General features: G+C 70.2%; 12 protein-coding genes and 1 pseudogene. 7 read left to right on the top strand and 6 right to left on the bottom strand.

Annotation, left to right across the window (positions count from 1 at the left end; all coding sequences use genetic code 11):
* Positions 1-88: 88 nt before the first annotated feature.
* Together ACIP8W_RS25060 and ACIP8W_RS25055 are read right to left on the bottom strand one after the other, a co-directional pair.
* Positions 89-2,200 carry a phosphatase PAP2 family protein gene (locus tag ACIP8W_RS25060; protein WP_401956171.1) on the bottom strand — a complete coding sequence of 704 codons (2,112 nt, stop codon included), beginning with the start codon at positions 2,198-2,200 and terminating at the stop codon, positions 89-91.
* 86 nt (positions 2,201-2,286) lie between these two features.
* Positions 2,287-3,174 carry an N-acetylglucosamine kinase gene (locus ACIP8W_RS25055; protein ID WP_401956172.1) on the bottom strand — a complete coding sequence of 296 codons (888 nt, stop codon included), beginning with the start codon at positions 3,172-3,174 and terminating at the stop codon, positions 2,287-2,289.
* Between the two features lie 503 nt (positions 3,175-3,677).
* On the opposite strand from ACIP8W_RS25055, the gene ACIP8W_RS25050 reads away from it, so the two are divergent.
* The 5 genes from ACIP8W_RS25050 (at position 3,678) to ACIP8W_RS25030 (ending at position 10,408) form a co-directional block, all read left to right on the top strand.
* Positions 3,678-4,913 carry an ROK family protein gene (locus ACIP8W_RS25050; protein WP_402204693.1) on the top strand — a complete coding sequence of 412 codons (1,236 nt, stop codon included), beginning with the start codon at positions 3,678-3,680 and terminating at the stop codon, positions 4,911-4,913.
* 333 nt (positions 4,914-5,246) lie between these two features.
* Positions 5,247-6,572, top strand: a complete 1,326-nt coding sequence (locus ACIP8W_RS25045) for an ABC transporter substrate-binding protein (RefSeq protein ID WP_401956174.1) — start codon at positions 5,247-5,249, stop codon at positions 6,570-6,572.
* A gap of 82 nt (positions 6,573-6,654) precedes the next feature.
* Positions 6,655-7,629 carry a carbohydrate ABC transporter permease gene (locus ACIP8W_RS25040; RefSeq protein WP_402151039.1) on the top strand — a complete coding sequence of 325 codons (975 nt, stop codon included), beginning with the start codon at positions 6,655-6,657 and terminating at the stop codon, positions 7,627-7,629.
* A 25-nt stretch (positions 7,630-7,654) separates the two neighbouring features.
* Entirely contained in the window at positions 7,655-8,548 is an 894-nt protein-coding gene (locus ACIP8W_RS25035; protein WP_401956176.1) for a carbohydrate ABC transporter permease, read from the top strand.
* A gap of 12 nt (positions 8,549-8,560) precedes the next feature.
* Entirely contained in the window at positions 8,561-10,408 is a 1,848-nt protein-coding gene (locus tag ACIP8W_RS25030; RefSeq protein ID WP_402204690.1) for a hypothetical protein, read from the top strand.
* Positions 10,409-10,504: 96 nt separating this feature from the next.
* Here the strand turns inward: ACIP8W_RS25030 and ACIP8W_RS25025 are convergent, their stop codons facing one another.
* From ACIP8W_RS25025 to ACIP8W_RS25010, 4 genes and pseudogenes are all read right to left on the bottom strand, one after another.
* Positions 10,505-10,666 (bottom strand): hypothetical protein, encoded by a 162-nt coding sequence (locus tag ACIP8W_RS25025; RefSeq protein WP_402204688.1) that lies wholly within the window; start codon positions 10,664-10,666, stop codon positions 10,505-10,507.
* A 7-nt stretch (positions 10,667-10,673) separates the two neighbouring features.
* Complete coding sequence (locus tag ACIP8W_RS25020) at positions 10,674-11,123, bottom strand: recombinase family protein (protein WP_402204686.1); 450 nt, start codon at positions 11,121-11,123, stop codon at positions 10,674-10,676.
* A pseudogene (locus ACIP8W_RS25015) lies at positions 11,066-11,320 on the bottom strand (hypothetical protein); the annotation flags it as partial. The pseudogene ACIP8W_RS25015 and the gene ACIP8W_RS25020, both read right to left, overlap by 58 nt.
* 263 nt (positions 11,321-11,583) lie before the next feature.
* The gene (locus ACIP8W_RS25010; protein WP_402204684.1) at positions 11,584-12,462 is read right to left on the bottom strand and encodes a lysostaphin resistance A-like protein; all 879 of its coding nucleotides are present in this window, start codon (positions 12,460-12,462) and stop codon (positions 11,584-11,586) included.
* A 261-nt stretch (positions 12,463-12,723) separates the two neighbouring features.
* Between ACIP8W_RS25010 and ACIP8W_RS25005 the strand changes: the two genes are divergently transcribed.
* Positions 12,724-13,908: a sensor histidine kinase gene (locus ACIP8W_RS25005; RefSeq protein ID WP_402204682.1), complete on the top strand. Its 1,185-nt coding sequence runs from the start codon at positions 12,724-12,726 to the stop codon at positions 13,906-13,908.
* Positions 13,905-14,627 carry a response regulator gene (locus tag ACIP8W_RS25000; protein ID WP_402204680.1) on the top strand — a complete coding sequence of 241 codons (723 nt, stop codon included), beginning with the start codon at positions 13,905-13,907 and terminating at the stop codon, positions 14,625-14,627. The genes ACIP8W_RS25005 and ACIP8W_RS25000 overlap by 4 nt, the downstream gene beginning before the upstream one ends.
* The last annotated feature ends 185 nt before the right edge of the window (positions 14,628-14,812 follow it).

The following is a 14,812-nucleotide window of genomic DNA, read 5'->3' as shown; positions in this document are numbered from 1 at the left end:
GCGGCCCGTGGTGCTGCTTGCGCGGCTCGTGGTGGCCGTGGTGCTCGTACGGCTCGTACCGTTTGCGCGGCTCGTGCGGTTGCCGGGCTCAGCGGCGGGTCAGCCGTACGGAGAGACCGCCGCCCGTGTACACCGGCTCGGCGCGGTATCCCTCGCCCCGGACGGTGATCGTGTCGAACCGGCCGCGCAGCGTCCGCGCGTTGATCACCGGCACGGTGACCGTGGTGCCCCGGGCGGGGGCGTGGGCGTCGTCCGGCTGGATGACGAGCGCGCTGCCCCGGCCGATGACGGCCTCGCGCCGGACGGCCAGGGCCGGGTCGCGGGTGGGGCGTCCGCCGCGGCCGCCCGTGGTGCGCGGGGTCACCTCCAGGGTGGAGCCGGCCGACTGGGCGTAGTCGCCGCGCACCTCGACCGGGCCTTCGGTGGAGGTCAGGCGCAGGGCGCCGCCGCGCACCCGGACATCGCCGTGGCCGAGGGCGTGCGGGGATCCGGCGGCCAGGGTGCCTTCCTGGACGAGGGTGCCGCCCTTGTAGCGGTTGGCGCCGGTGAGGGTGAGCGTGCCGGTGCCGCTCTTGGTGAGGCCGCCGCGCCCGTCGATGTCGTTGCGCCAGCTGTCGGCCGCCTCGAAGCCGCCGTTGGCGGCGTTCATGGTGACCCGCACCTCGCGGTCGAACGCGCCGAAGCCGTCCGCCGCCGCGAAGAGGTTGAGGCGTCCCCACAGCTCACTGCCGTCGAGCAGGACGTATCCGGAGGGCAACGAGGTGGTACGCAGCACCTCGCGGCGCTGGTCGGCGTCCAGGTACGGCAGCCGCGTCTCCAGGAGGACTTCGGCGCCCTCGGGCACGACCATGTCCTTCGACGCGCCGCGCCGGGGCAGGACATAGGTCAGCCGGGGTGTGACGGCGGCGGCGTTGGCCTCGCGGTCGGCGTACGGGTCGGTGTCGGGCCCGGCCGAGTGCGCGTAGGCGAAGAGGGTGTCGGCGGTGGAGCCGGTCCGGGTCCGGAAGTACGACGCGGCCTGGCGGCGCGCGGCCGACTTGAGAGCGGTGTTGGCCGGGTCGGCGAGGGTGGCGGCGGCCAGCGCGGTCGCCATGACGCGCCCGCTGATGACGTCCACGGTGGAGTGCATTCCGGCGACGATGCGGGTGTGGCTGAGCTCCGAGGCGCGGGCCACCAGCTCCTGGAAGCGCTCGGGGATCGCGTACGCCAGGGCAAGAGAGGCCAGGTAGAAGGCGTTGGTGTGGCCGCTGGGGTAGCCGCCGTCCTCGGCGGGGGTGGTGCCGCGCTGGCGCAGCAGCTGCTTGACGACGATCACGTCGGAGCGGTAGACGGGGTAGCCCAGTTCGTCGGTGGCGCCGGTCGGGACGACCTCGCTGTCCACCGTCATGCGCCAGGGCCGGGGGTACTGATAGGAGATCTTGCCGGGGTTGCTGGAGGCGAACGGGCCGCGCACGGTATTGACCAGCTCGACGACCTTGCCCAGATCGGAGGAGACCGATCCGGCTCCGGTGCTGGATCCGGCGGGCGCGCCGGCGGGGACGGCGTCGTTGATCTTGCCGGCGGGGATGCCGTCGGGGGCCGTGGTGATGCTGGTGACGGCCTTCGCGCCCGTACGGTACAGCTCGGCCAGCGGGCCGAGGCCGCCGATCGCCGCGTAGCTCTGGTCCTGCCGGTCGTGGATGAACGCCTGGCGGGCCTGCTCCTCGGTGCGCGCCGAGGTGACGCGCGCGCAGTACCTCATGTTGTCGCGCAGGACATCGGGCATCAGTGGGGTGCCGGTGTCCCAGGTGGCCCCGGTCTTCCAGACGCGCTGCATCCCGTTGAGGACGCGTACCACCGCGTTGGTCTCGGGGGTGAGGTTGTCGAGGGTGTTGGTCCGGTAGCTGTTGACGAAGCCGACGAACGACGCCGGGGCGGCGGACTTCGCACCGGCCGCCGCGCCGGACTTCACGGCGGTCGCGGCGGCGGCCGACTGCGGGTTCGCCAGCCAGGAGAGCACGGCCGGGCCGGTGACCAGCGCGGCGGAGATCCCGGCGGAGCCCCGCAGGAAGCCGCGGCGGCCGACGCGGTAGGACTCCTTGGACGTCTCGGCGCTGGACGCGCCGGCGACGGATGTCGCCACGACGGACGTCTCGGCGGTGGGCGTCTTCGTCGTGGGGGTCTCTGCGGTGCGGACGCCAGCCGGGGGCAGTGTCGTCATGAGGTGTTGCTCTCCTCAGATGCGAATCTTCGAGGTCACCGGAGCGACCGCAATCGATATGACCGAAATCGACGGAACTGCCGAAATCACCGAAGGGAACGGGCCAGTGCGACGGCTCCCTCGACCGGCGGCACCCGCAGTGGGCGGGTCCGGGCCTGCGGGAGGACCGAGGCCAGGGCCTCGGTGAAAGCCGTGTACAGGGCGGGCTGCGCGAGTACGGTGCCGCCCGCGACCACCACGTCGTTCACGGCGGCCCCGCGTGCGGCGAGCCGTACGACGAGTTCGGCGAGGGCCCGGCCCCCTTCGGCGATCACCGTACGGGCGAGGGGTGAACCTGCGGCAGCCGCTTCGAAAACGCTGGGGGCGTGTCGTCCCCAGTCGGCGGAGATCCGGGCGGCGCCCTCCAGGGCCGCGGCCAGGGCGGGGACCTCGGGGACGCCGAGGGAGGCGGTGAGCCGCCGCGCCAGTTCGTCCGGGGGTTCGGCCCGGTCGTGCGCGGCCCAGACGGCCCGCGCCGCCTCGCGTACGAGACCGGCGGAGCCGCCCTCGTCGCCGAGCACCGCGCCCCAGCCGCCCACCTGGACCGGGCTGCCGTCCGGCAGCCGCCCCACGGCGACCGAGCCCGTACCGGCGACGAGACCGACACCGCCGGTCACCCCCGCGGCGGGCGCGAGGAGTTCGGCGTCGCCGACGACGAGGCAGGGCACGCCCAGACGGGCCCGGAGCGCGGAGCGGATCTCCTCGCACTGCCGGGGGCTCTCGCAGCCGTGCCCGCCCACGGCGACCGAGGAGGGCCGGGTGTCCGGCGGCAGCGTGTCGAGGATGAGGGCGGCCAGCCAGCCGGCGGCCGCCGAGGTGTCGTGTGGCGGCCAGCCGCTGCTGGACCGGACGTGGTCGGTGACGGTCTGCGTGTCGGCGCAGGCGCGGAGATGGGTTTTGGTGCCGCCCACGTCGATTCCGACTGTGAGGGACATGGGGACCTGCACGGAGCCTCTTTCGTCGCGCGGGTACTGCGCACGGCGGGCGAACCGTGACGGGAGCAGCCTGAATCCTGCAAGAACGGGAGAGCAGCTCGAAGCGGAGCCGTAGCGGCCTGAGCGCGGAGCTGTCCGAGCTGTCGAAGCTTGTTCGGAGAGGTCTGGAGCTGTCGAAGCGGTCAGGAGCTGTAGGAGCGGTCAGGAGATCCCGTACGGGCGGTACGGGCCTCGGGGCGTGCGCGGCAGGCGAGTACCGCGAAGTTCATTAGGAAATTAACTAACGAAGTAGGGTGCGTCAAGACTCACGACCCCGGCCCGGACGCCGACTTACGACGGACGCCGACTTGCGACGCCGACCATGACGCTTCGGCAACGCAACGCGACCATGACGCTTCGGCAACGCAAGTACGACGCATGACCCACCGGATCACCCGGATCACCCGGATCACCCGGACCACACGGGGCAACCTCCCTACGGAGAACCCACGCAGGGGGAATCTATGCAGCCGACGCTGACGGAGAGCGCCGCCACGGTCTTCACCGTGCTGGCCGGGGCGGGCGTCGCCACCAGACCTCAGCTCGCCGTCCGGGCGGGCCTGTCCAAGCCCACCGTCTCCACCGCCGTGGCGGAGCTGGAGGCCGCGGGCCTCGCCGCCCGCACCGGCACCTCCCACGGGAACACCGGCCGCTCCGCCGCCCTGTACGGGCTGGGCCCGGCCGCGGGCTGCGTCCTCGCCGTGGACCTCGGCTCCACCCACACCGAGGTAGGCGGCTGCTCCCTCGACGGCACCGTCCTCGTCTCCCGCACCACGGCCGCCGCGAGGACGGCGGCCCGCGCCCGGAGCGGGGCGTACGACGCCCCGATCCCCGGGGCCCGCGCCCGGAGCGGGGCGTACGACGCGAACTCGGGGGCCACCGGCCCCCGCGCCGCCGTCCATGCCGCGCTCGTCGCCCTGGCCGGGGTCCGGGTCCGCGCGGCGGTCATCGCGGTCCCCGACGTGGCCCCGGTCCACGGCGGTTCTGGCCCGCGCGCCGGCACGTCCCGGGTCGCGGACGCCGCCACACCCCGGGTCGCGGACGCCGTCGCGTCCCTGGCGCTGCCCCCGGAGATCCCGGTCCGCATCGAGAACAACGTCAACTGCGCCGCCCTCACCGAGCTTCACGAGGGCGCCGCCCGCGGCCGCGACAGCTTCGGCTACCTCCAGGTGGGGTACGGGATCGGCCTCGGCATCGTCGTCGGCGGCCAGGTGCTGCGCGGGGCCAACGGGGCGGCGGGGGAGATAGCCAGGCTGCCCTACCCCTGGGCCGAGGGCCGGGAGTCCGTCCACGAGGGCCTGGAGACCTACGCGGGCGCCGGGTCGCTCGTCCGCCGGGTCGCCGCCGGGTGGGACCCCGGTGACGGACCGTGTCCGCGTACGGCCGAGGAGCTGTTCGCGCTCGCGGCCCAAGGGCGGCCCGGGGCCGGGGCGTTCGTCACCGCGCACGCCAGGGAGGTGGGCCGGCTCGCCGCCGCCGTGGCCGCCGTACTGGACCCGGGGCTGATCGTCCTCGGCGGGGGCATCGGCGCGAATCCGCAGCTCCTGCCCGGTGTGCGGGCCGAGCTGGCCCGGTTGAGCTGGCCCACCGAGGTGGTCAGCAGCATGGCGGGCGAGAGCGGCACGGTGGCCGGTGCGGCCCGGCTCGCGGTGGCGTGTGGAGTCCAAACCGTTACGGGAGGGGACAGGGCCGGGCATTGACTCTCCCGCTCCTGTCGGTGACGATCTCGGCAAGCGCTTTCCAAGTCGGCGAAACCGACTCCGTCCTACCCGGAGTCGGCGGAAACCGGCTCCGGGCAGGGCGTCCCACCGTGCTCATCGGTACAGCAGTCGTACGAGGGCGTGCTCGTACGGCGAAGGCAGGCCCGTCCCCCGGGGACGGGGTGCGCCGGGGACTCCGTACCCCGTCAGGAGCGGAACGGCCGGGCGAGGCCGCAGGCTCCGGGAGCGCACCCAGCACTCCAGTCATCCCAGCGGCACCCCGTGCGGCACAGCCCGGCCGGGTCGTCCACCACGCATCTCAGGGAGAACCCAGTGGGTCAGAACATCTCTCGCAGAACACTGCTGCGCAGCGCGGGCGTGGTCGCCGCCGCGACGACGCTCGGCTCCACCCTCTCCGCCTGCGGAGGCACCGGCGCCAGTTCCGGCGGCGGCGACCTGACCATGTCCTGGTGGGGCAGCGACCTGCGCAACGCGGCGTACCAGAAGGCGCTGACGGCCTTCACCAAGAAGAACCCCGACATCAAGGTCAAGCCGCGTTACTCCGGCTACGACGGCTACTTCGACAAGTTCAACACCCAGGTCTCCGGCGGCAGCGCCCCCGACCTGGTCCAGATGGACACCGCGCTGGTGGCCTCGTACGCGAAGAAGGGCGTGCTCGCCCCGCTCGACGAGTACGTCGGCAAGTCCCTGGAGCTGACCGGTTTTTCCAAGGAGCTGCTGGCGGCGGGCACGGTCGACGGCAAGCTGTACGGAGTGCCGTCCGGCCTCGGCGTGAACATCGTCACCATCAATGTGACGGGTCTGAAGAAGCTCGGTCTCCCGGAGCCCGACAAGGAGTGGACCTGGGACGAGCTGAGGAGCTACGCGGCCAAGGTCTACAAGGCCAGCGGTGGCGAGACCTTCGGCGTGGACGACGGCGGCGGCTCGACCAACCAGGCGTTCGACATCTTCGCGCGGGAGAAGGGCCAGAGCCTCTACACGGCGGACGGCAAGCTCGGTTACACCAAGGACACCCTTGAGGAGTGGTGGACCTACTGGGCCGAGATGCGCAAGATCAACGCCTCGCCGGGCGGCGCGGTCACCTCCTCCGCGCACAACGACCTCACCAAGAACGCGGTGGTCATAGGCAAGGCGATGATCACCTTCGACTCGGGGCTGACCAGTACGGGCGGCAGTATCACCGGAGCCGTCCTGGACTTCGTCCCCACTCCACAGGGCGGCTGGTCGGGCGCGCACGAGGGCAACTACGTCAACGGCGGTGTGCTGCTCAGCGCCACCAAGCGCAGCTCGCACATCGCGGACTCGGTCAAGATCATGACCTACTTCGCGCAGGACACGTCCGCGATCAGGACCATGGGCCTGCTGCGCGGCATCCCGCCGACGGCCAAGGCCCGCGAGATCGTCGCGCCGGAGATGTCGGCCAACGACAAGCGTGCCTCCGAGGCGTCCGCCTATATCTCCGCCCGCGTCGCCAAGGCGAGCAACGCGCTGCCCGCGCCGGTCGCCCCGCCCGAGGGCGCCGACCAGATCACGGAGCTGCTGTTCCAGTCCAACCTGGCCATCGCCTTCGGCAAGAAGTCGATCAAGGCGGCCCTGGGCGAGTTCTTCGACCAGGCCAACGGGATTCTGTCGGCGTAGCGGAGCCCGCCCCCACCGGTTACGGGAAAGCACCGCCACCCGTACGGGGAGAAGCAAGGACAGGACCAGGAGAGCCAGGGAGATGAGTGTGACCACCGAGACAGTGCACAAGGTCGCGGAGGAGCCGCCGGCCTCGGCGGCGCCCGCCGACCGCGACCGTGACCGCAAACGCGCGGCCCGTCGCCGCGCGGGTGGCTGGTGGCCGTTCCTCTTCCTGGCTCCCTGGTTCATCGGGCTGTTCGGGCTGGTCATCGGCCCGATGCTCGACTCCCTCTATCTCTCCTTCACCAATTTCGACCTGCTCACCCCGGCCAAGTGGACCGGCCTCGACAACTACGAACGTATGTTCACCGAGGACCCGAACTTCTGGCAGTCGGTCCGGGTGACGCTGGTGTACGTCGGGGTCTCCGTCCCCCTCAAGCTCGCCCTCGCCCTCGGCGTCGCGATGCTGCTCAACCGCCCGCTGCGCGGACTCGGCTTCTACCGGGCCGCGTTCTATCTGCCGTCGCTGCTCGGCGGTGCGGTCGCCGTCGCCATCATGTGGCGCCAGATCTTCGGTGAGGACGGGCTCTTCAACGCGGTGCTCGGCTGGTTCGGCATCAAGGGCCAGGACTGGATCTCCTCGCCGGACACCTCGATCTACACCCTGATCCTGCTGGCGGTCTGGCAGTTCGGTACGCCGATGGTCATCTTCCTGGCCGGGCTCAAGCAGCTTCCCAAGGATGTGTACGAGGCCGCGTCCATCGACGGCGCGGGCCCGCTGACCCGGTTCCTCCGGATCACCCTGCCGCTGCTGACGCCGATCGTGTTCTTCAATGTCGTACTTCAGATCATCGGTTCGTTCCAGACGTTCACCCCCGCCTATGTCATCAGCGGTGGCAGCGGCGGCCCGATCGGTTCGACCATGCTCTACTCGCTCTACCTGTACAAGAAGGGCTTCGCCGACTTCCAGATGGGATACGCCTCCGCGCTGGCGTGGGTGCTGTTCCTGGTCATCGCCCTGTTCACGGCCGTGAACTTCATCGCGAGCCGTTACTGGGTTCACTACGACGACTGAGCAGTCGGTGAGGAGTACGTACGACATGTCCACGCTCACGAAAACCCCCGAAACAGCACGGCCGAAAACCCCCAAGGCCGCAAAACCCACCATCCCCGGCCGCCGCATCCTGACCCACACCCTGCTGATCGGCGTGGCGCTCGTCATGCTCTATCCGCTGATGTGGATGGTCAGCAGTTCGCTCAAGCCGGACCAGGAGATCTTCACCGATCCGTCCCTCTGGCCCCAGAGTTTCCACCCGCAGAACTACGCCAAGGGCTGGAGCGGATCCGGCAACTCCTTCTCGCTCTATCTCGTCAACTCGCTGATCGTCACGATCGGCGCGGTGATCGGCAACGTGCTGTCCTGCTCGCTGGCGGCCTACGCCTTCGCGCGCTTCGAGTTCCGGGGCAAGAAGATCTGGTTCGCGCTGATGCTCGGCACGATGATGCTGCCGATGCAGGCGACGCTGATCCCGCAGTACACGCTCTTCTTCAACCTCAACTGGATCAATACGTTCCTGCCGCTGATCGTCCCGAAGTTCCTGGCGACGGACGCGTTCTTCATCTTCCTGATGGTCCAGTTCATCCGCTCGATCCCGCGCGAGCTGGACCAGGCCGCGATGATGGACGGCGCCAACCCCGGCCAGATCTATCTGAAGATCATCCTGCCGCTGATGAAGCCCGCCCTGGTCACCACGACGATCTTCACCTTCATCTGGACGTACGACGACTTCTTCAGCCAGCTCGTCTACCTCTCCGACAACGCGAAGTTCACCGTGCCGCTCGGTCTGACGCTCTTCCTCGACAAGACGAGCGGATCCTCCTTCGGCCCGATGTTCGCGATGTCGGCGCTGGCGCTGCTGCCGACGCTGATCTGCTTCCTGATCTTCCAGAAGAGGCTGGTAGAGGGAATGGCCACCTCGGGAATGAAGGGCTGACCGGAACACCGCATGTCCGTTTACCTCCCCCACCAGCGGGGCTCCCTGCACAGCCTGCCGGACGACCCGGCGGCGTACGACACGGTCCTCGCCGCCGTCACCGAAGAGGCCCTCGCCCGGCTCACCCCGGAGGGCAACCTCGAACACCCGGCGGCGGTCGAGGACATCGGCGACACCTCGCTCGGCATCACCGCACTGCTGGCGCTGGCCGAGCGCCGTACGGGAAACCCGGCGCTCCCCGAGGCCGTACGCCGCTCCACCGCCTTCCATCTGCGCGAACGCGTCTTCCGGACGGACAACCCCGGCTACCCGAACCTCCGGGTGCGCGATTCGGGACTGCCGTACGCGCGCTATGTCCTGGCCCCCGGCGCGCATCCGATCGGGGACTGGCCGTCCACGGTCTGGGCGCTGCTCCAGGCGGTCAACGTCCTGGACACGGCGGAAGACCTCCTCGCCGACGACCAGTACGACTCCCTCCTCGCCACCGCCCACGGCTACTGGCGCTGGCTGACCGAGGCCACCTTCTTCAACCCGCAGGAGGCGGCGAACCAGGCCATCGGCTGCGTCGTCGGCGGCCTGATGCTGGCCGCGCACCTGCCGGTAGGGGACGCCAAGTCCGTACGTACGGAAGCGCTGCGCCTGTACGAAACGGAGATCCGCGCCCACCGGGTACGCGACCGGGGCGCCCTGCTGCCGCCCGAGCACGGCGGCGCGTACGACAACAACTACGGGCCGATCTCCCTCTCCTTCCTGGCCCAGGCCCACCGGGCCGGTGGCGAACAGGTCTTCGCGGACGACGGTGACGAACTCGCCCGCTATCTGGACGCGCGTCTCGCCGGCAGCGGCTTCGACATCGGCGGCCCGCGCTACAGCGAGCAGCACTCGGCCTTCGAATCGGTCCTGGGCCTGCGCTACTTCGGCGCCCGTATCGGCGCCGACCTCGGCCGCTACCGGGGCGACACCCGCTGGTCGCGCCACGCGGTCCAGGCGGACGGCGGCCTCGACGGCCACTTCGCGTTCATGCTGGTCTGGCAGATCCAGGACACCACGAGCTGGCACCGCACCCCCAGCACCTCCCCGGTCCGCCACCAACTGCGGTCGGGCCAGGTGACGGTCTCCTTCGACACCCACCTCACCCCGGCCCTGATCGAGGCGGCGGACACGGTCGCGATCCCCGCCGCCGTCAACCGGCAGCACGGCTTCGGCCCGGTCACGGACGGCCACCTGCTCAGTCGGCCCATGGGCGAGATCCGCGTCCGCGACGCCCGAGCGGACGGCCTGACGGCCAAGCTGATCACCAAACCGGTCGTCACCCGGGACCACACACTCCGCCATGTGCGGTCGTTGTACGTCACCGATGGCGCCCACCTCTGGACGGTCACCGTGGTGGAACGGCTCCCGGGCTCCCCGTACTTCCTGGCGGGCCTGCCGTACGTCACGGCGGACGGCGACCGCCTGCGCCGTATCGAGACCCCGGCGGAGGGCTGGGCACACTCGCCGTCGGACCTGCGCCTGACGCACCCGGACGCGGCCTCCCCGTACCACTTCACCAGCGCGTCCCCGCTCACCCAGGAACAGGCGGCCTTCGCGCTCGCGGCCGACCCCCGTGGCTACGGCAACCCGGACGAGGGCTGGAGCCACCTGACCACGACCACGGCCCTGGAGGCGCAGCCGCTCGCGGACTCCCCTGCCGACCTGCACGTTTTCGCGGTACGGTACGGCGCTCCGGCACAGCCGTTCACTCCGGTCATCACCCGCACCGAGACCGGACTCAGGGTCCGGAGCGCCGAGTTCACGGCGCTGATCGGCCCCCTGGAGGGCGACGAACAGGGCAACCCGACGCTGACGCTGACGCGCTGATCAGGCGGTCTTCGTAGCATCCGCCGTAGAAACAAAGGATATCGCCGACTTGGGACGATGCGGCTCTGAGCGTGGTGCTGGGCAGTCAGTCGCCGGTCACGCCGTGGCGTCGGGTTCGCCGTCCTCGGCCAGGACGCGGTAGACGCTGGCCACGGAGGGGTGTTCGCCCTTGTTCTTGCCGGTGGGGATGACGAGTTTGCGGGCAATCTCGGGGACGGGGACGCCATTGGCGCGAAGAGTGCGGGCGTAGGCTGCCATGTCGTCGTCAAGACCTTGGGCCGGCCGCCGTGGCGTCGCGTTCGTGTGCGGAGGCTTGGCCTTCGAGGGATTTTTCGCGGATGTACTCGCGTTCGGACTCGGCCATGCCGGCGAAGAACGCGAAGAGGGCGGCGCCGTGTCCGCTGGGGTCGTAGACGCCCTGAAGGGGGCCGGTGAGGAGTTCGAGCTGGATGTCGGCGGTGCGCAGGTCCTCGGCGATGGTCAGGAGCTCGGTGGCACCGCGTCCGAGCCGTTTCATCTCTGGACGGTGAAGATGACGGCCTGGTGGGGGACGGCTTTCTTGATGGTGCGGGCGAAGTCCAGGGCCTTGGCGAACTCGGGCCGCGCTTTGATGCGGGTGCTGATCTTCTCGGAGAAGATCGGGTCGCAGCCCACGGCCGTCAGGGCGTCGAGTTGGCTTTCCAGCTCTTGCTGGGCTGTGCTGCAGCGACAGCAACCCGCCCTCGTGGGCTTTGTGGCGGTGGGCGGTACCGCTGTGTCGATGGCCGGGCCCATCTCCCAGGCGCGCCCCGGTCGGCGGGGGTGCGGACCTCCAACTCGGCGCGCAGTTGGGGGACAAGCATGAAGCGGGGGGTGTGGTATTTGGGGGCGACCTTGCCTCCGCCGGGGGTGCGTGTTCGCAGAACTGGTCATTTCTGCGAACACGGAGAGCGGCGACGATCACTCTCGGCTCTCTTGGCGGCTCAGCCGTCCTGACCGGGCCCGGGTTTGCCCTCGCCGATGACGATCAGCGCGGCTGCCGCCATCGATGCGGCCATCCCGGCGGCCATGGTCGCTTCGAACGCGCCTGTCGGCTTCCGGCTTCCTCCCAGCGCTCAGGCGCCGTGACCGCCAGGTCCCGCGGCTCGGCGAGCTTGGCGGCGGCGACCACCGATGGTGCGCGTCCGCGGTTGGACTCAGTCCGTCCCGCCGCCGTGCCGTGCGAGCATCGGGTCCGGGAGCGGACGCTCGTGTGTCAGCCTTCGGCTTCCGACGATCCACAGGCAGATGGCGGCCATGGGGACCAGGGACAGCAAAATGGGGGCGAGCGCGCCCAGACCTTCTGTGTCGTTCAGCATTTCACCGAGGATCAGGAAGCAGACCATGTTGTTCCCCGAGTGGGCCACGCTCGCGACCCAGACACTTCCGCTGCGCTGGTAGAGCCACATGAGCATGATTTCCTGGAGCTGGAAAAAAAGTGTCCACACCACCAGGCCGACCGCCACGTTCGGGAATTCGATGTAGCCGATGAAGGCCAGCGGGAAGTGCCACACTGCCCAGATGAGGCCCGTGGCGACGAGGGACGGCACCGTGCGGCCGCCGAAAATACGCGGCCTGAGATAGCTGGTCCAGCCGAATTCCTCGCCCGCGTAGAGGGGGGTGAGGATCAGGGCCACAGCCATGAGACCGAGAACGGACACCAGGTCCTTCGTTCCGGGTATCCCTCCCGGGCCGGACAGGTCCGGGTCCCACAGGCCCACCACCGCCGCGAAAGCGAGAGTGAGCGCCGCGATGAACGGTGGCCCCAGCAAAGCTATGGCGTAGTAGCGCCAGGCGGCCTTGAGGCGGAGCTTCAGCCCGGCGTCGGCGAACCCCTCCTTCGTGATCCAGCGGCGGACGACCACCGCGGCGATGCCGGGCATACAGAAGGCGGGAAGCTGTAGGAGGAGGTTCGTCGAGGACAGACCGAGGACCGCCCGGGCGCACAGCAGCCACAGCCAGGTTCCGGCGAAGGAGATGATGAGGAAGGCCGTCACACCTTTACGGGCGGCGGGTTTCGAATGGTTGGAGAGCACGAACGTGTTCGCCTTTCTACTTCTGCAATTGTGGTGCCCGCATTGGGATTGCGGTTCTCAACCCTCGCATTCGGCAGCAGGATGTGTATCACCACCAGGAGTGAATTACGGTTCCCCCACTGTCGGGATGCGTTCTGGCTCTTTCGGGGGAGGCGACCGGGCGTGGCGCGGAGGTACGGTCCGACCGTGCGTAAATCAATTCGCCCGCCTTCGCGCGGGACTGTGTTCCGGGACTGGATGTACGCGACCCTGGGCGCGGCCATGAGCCTTCCGCCGCTGACGGCGGCGATAGTGTTCGCACCGCCGAGGTGGCCGGTGGGGCTCCGTGCGCTGGGTTTCGTGCTCGCGTTCGCCGTGGTGACCGTGGCCATGGGCGCTTCTCTGACGGCCAGGCGCGCGAGCGTGCGGCTGGCCAATGGGATGCTGGGGGCCGGTCTGCCCGCGCCGGTGGACACGATGGGGTGGCACTGGGTCAACCGGCTGCGCACGTCGGTGTGGCTGGTGCTGCACATGGTGCTCGGCGGGGTGGTGACGGCGGTCTCGTGCTTGGCCGCGTTCGGAGCGGTTGCGTTTCCCGCGGTCTGGCTGGGCGGTGAGGAGCGTATGGCCGTGTTCGGGCTGTCCTTGCGGATGGGGGAGGGCTGGCTGGGCGCGTGGGCGTTGCTGCTGGCCGTGGGGTGTCTGGCACTGGCGGTCGGGGTCAGTCTCGGCGGCGCGGCCGTGCTTCGGCCGCTCGCGCCGGTGTTCCTCGGCCACCGGCCCGGCGAGCGGCTGGCCGCCGCCGAGGAGCGGATGAACCTGCTGGCGCAGCGGAACCGGCTGGCTCAGGAGTTGCACGACTCGATCGGCCACACCTTGACGGCGTCCACGATTCAGGCGGCCGTGGCGGTGGAGCTGATGGGCAGCGACCCGGCCGGGGCCAGGCGTGCCCTGAACAGCATTGAGGAGACCTCTCGGGCTGCCATGGACGATCTCGACCATGTTCTCGGGATGCTGCGGGAGGAGCGGCCGTCCACAGCGCCCCGGCCGACTCTCGCGGACTTGGGCCCGCTGGTGGAGGGAGTCCGCGGAACGGGCGCGGAGCTGGCAGTGGAGGTCCAAGGCGACCTGGCCCGGGTGCCGGCCACGGTGTCGCGGGAGGCGTACCGGGTCGTCCAGGAGGGGCTGACCAATGCCCTGCGGCACGGAGGGAAGGTCGGGATCCAGCTGCGGACGACGGTGCGGGACGGGTGGCTGGAGGTGGAGCTGACCAATCCGGTCGGTGCGGGGGCACCTGCCCAACAGCGGTCCGGGGGCCATGGTGTGCGGGGGATCGGGGATCGGGTGCGGCTGCTTCGGGGGGAGACGCACGCCGGGGTGGTGGACACCGCCGTCAGCGACGGCAGGGACGCGGGGGAAACGCACTGGCGGCTCCTGGTCCGGATACCGCTACGGTCGGTGTCATGAACGTCTCCAGTGCGCCGGGCCAGGACACCGACCCGCCCGTGACCGTGCTCGTCGTGGACGACGACGAGCTGACCCGCACCGGCCTACGGACGCTGCTGTCGGCCAAGCCCGACCTGGACGTGGTGGGCGAGGCCACCGACGGCGCCGAGGTGGTTGCCGCGGTGACCCGGCTGCGACCGGATGTGGTGCTGATGGATGTGCGCATGCCGCGAGTGGACGGGATCGATGCCACCCGGCGACTGCGGACGCTGCCCGACCCGCCGAAGGTCGTGGTGATCACCACGTTCGAGAACGACGAGTACGTCTGGGAGGTCCTGCGGGCGGGCGCCAGCGGGTTCATCCGCAAGCGGGCCCCTGCACAGCAGATCGCGCACGCCATCCGGTTGGTGATGGCCGGTGACTCCGTGCTGTTCCCGGACGCGGTCCGCCGGATGGCCGCCGGCCGGCCCGTACGACGGGACGCCTCCGTGACCGCCGCGCTCACCGGCCGTGAGACCGAGACGCTGCGGCTCATGGCACGGGGGCTGTCCAACCAGGAGATCGCCGCCCGGCTGGTAGTGAGCCTGGAGACCGTGAAGACCCATGTGGGCAACGTGCTGGCCAAACTGGGCGTCGGCAACCGCACCCAGGCGGTCGTACTGGCCTTCGAAGCGGGGGTGGCCGACCCGGGGGCACGATCTGACCCGGATCAGCCCACCACACCGGCCAAGCCCGGATAGCCCGCAGCTGTCCTTCCCAGGCGGCAGGGACGGGGAGTCGTGCTCCATCGCCCGCGCCAGCAGGAACTCGTCCAACTCCTTCAGCTCCAGCGCCTTAGCCTCGATCCACCGGTCGGTTCTGAAGCCGGTTTTTGAGGCTCGCTGGGCCGGGCGTGGGATTGCCGACTGGATGCAGGCATGGGGTA

The sequence above is a fragment of the Streptomyces sp. NPDC088554 genome, assembly GCF_044752945.1.
Classification (GTDB): Bacteria; Actinomycetota; Actinomycetes; order Streptomycetales; family Streptomycetaceae; genus Streptomyces.
This window is presented reverse-complemented; position numbering and strand designations above follow the sequence as displayed.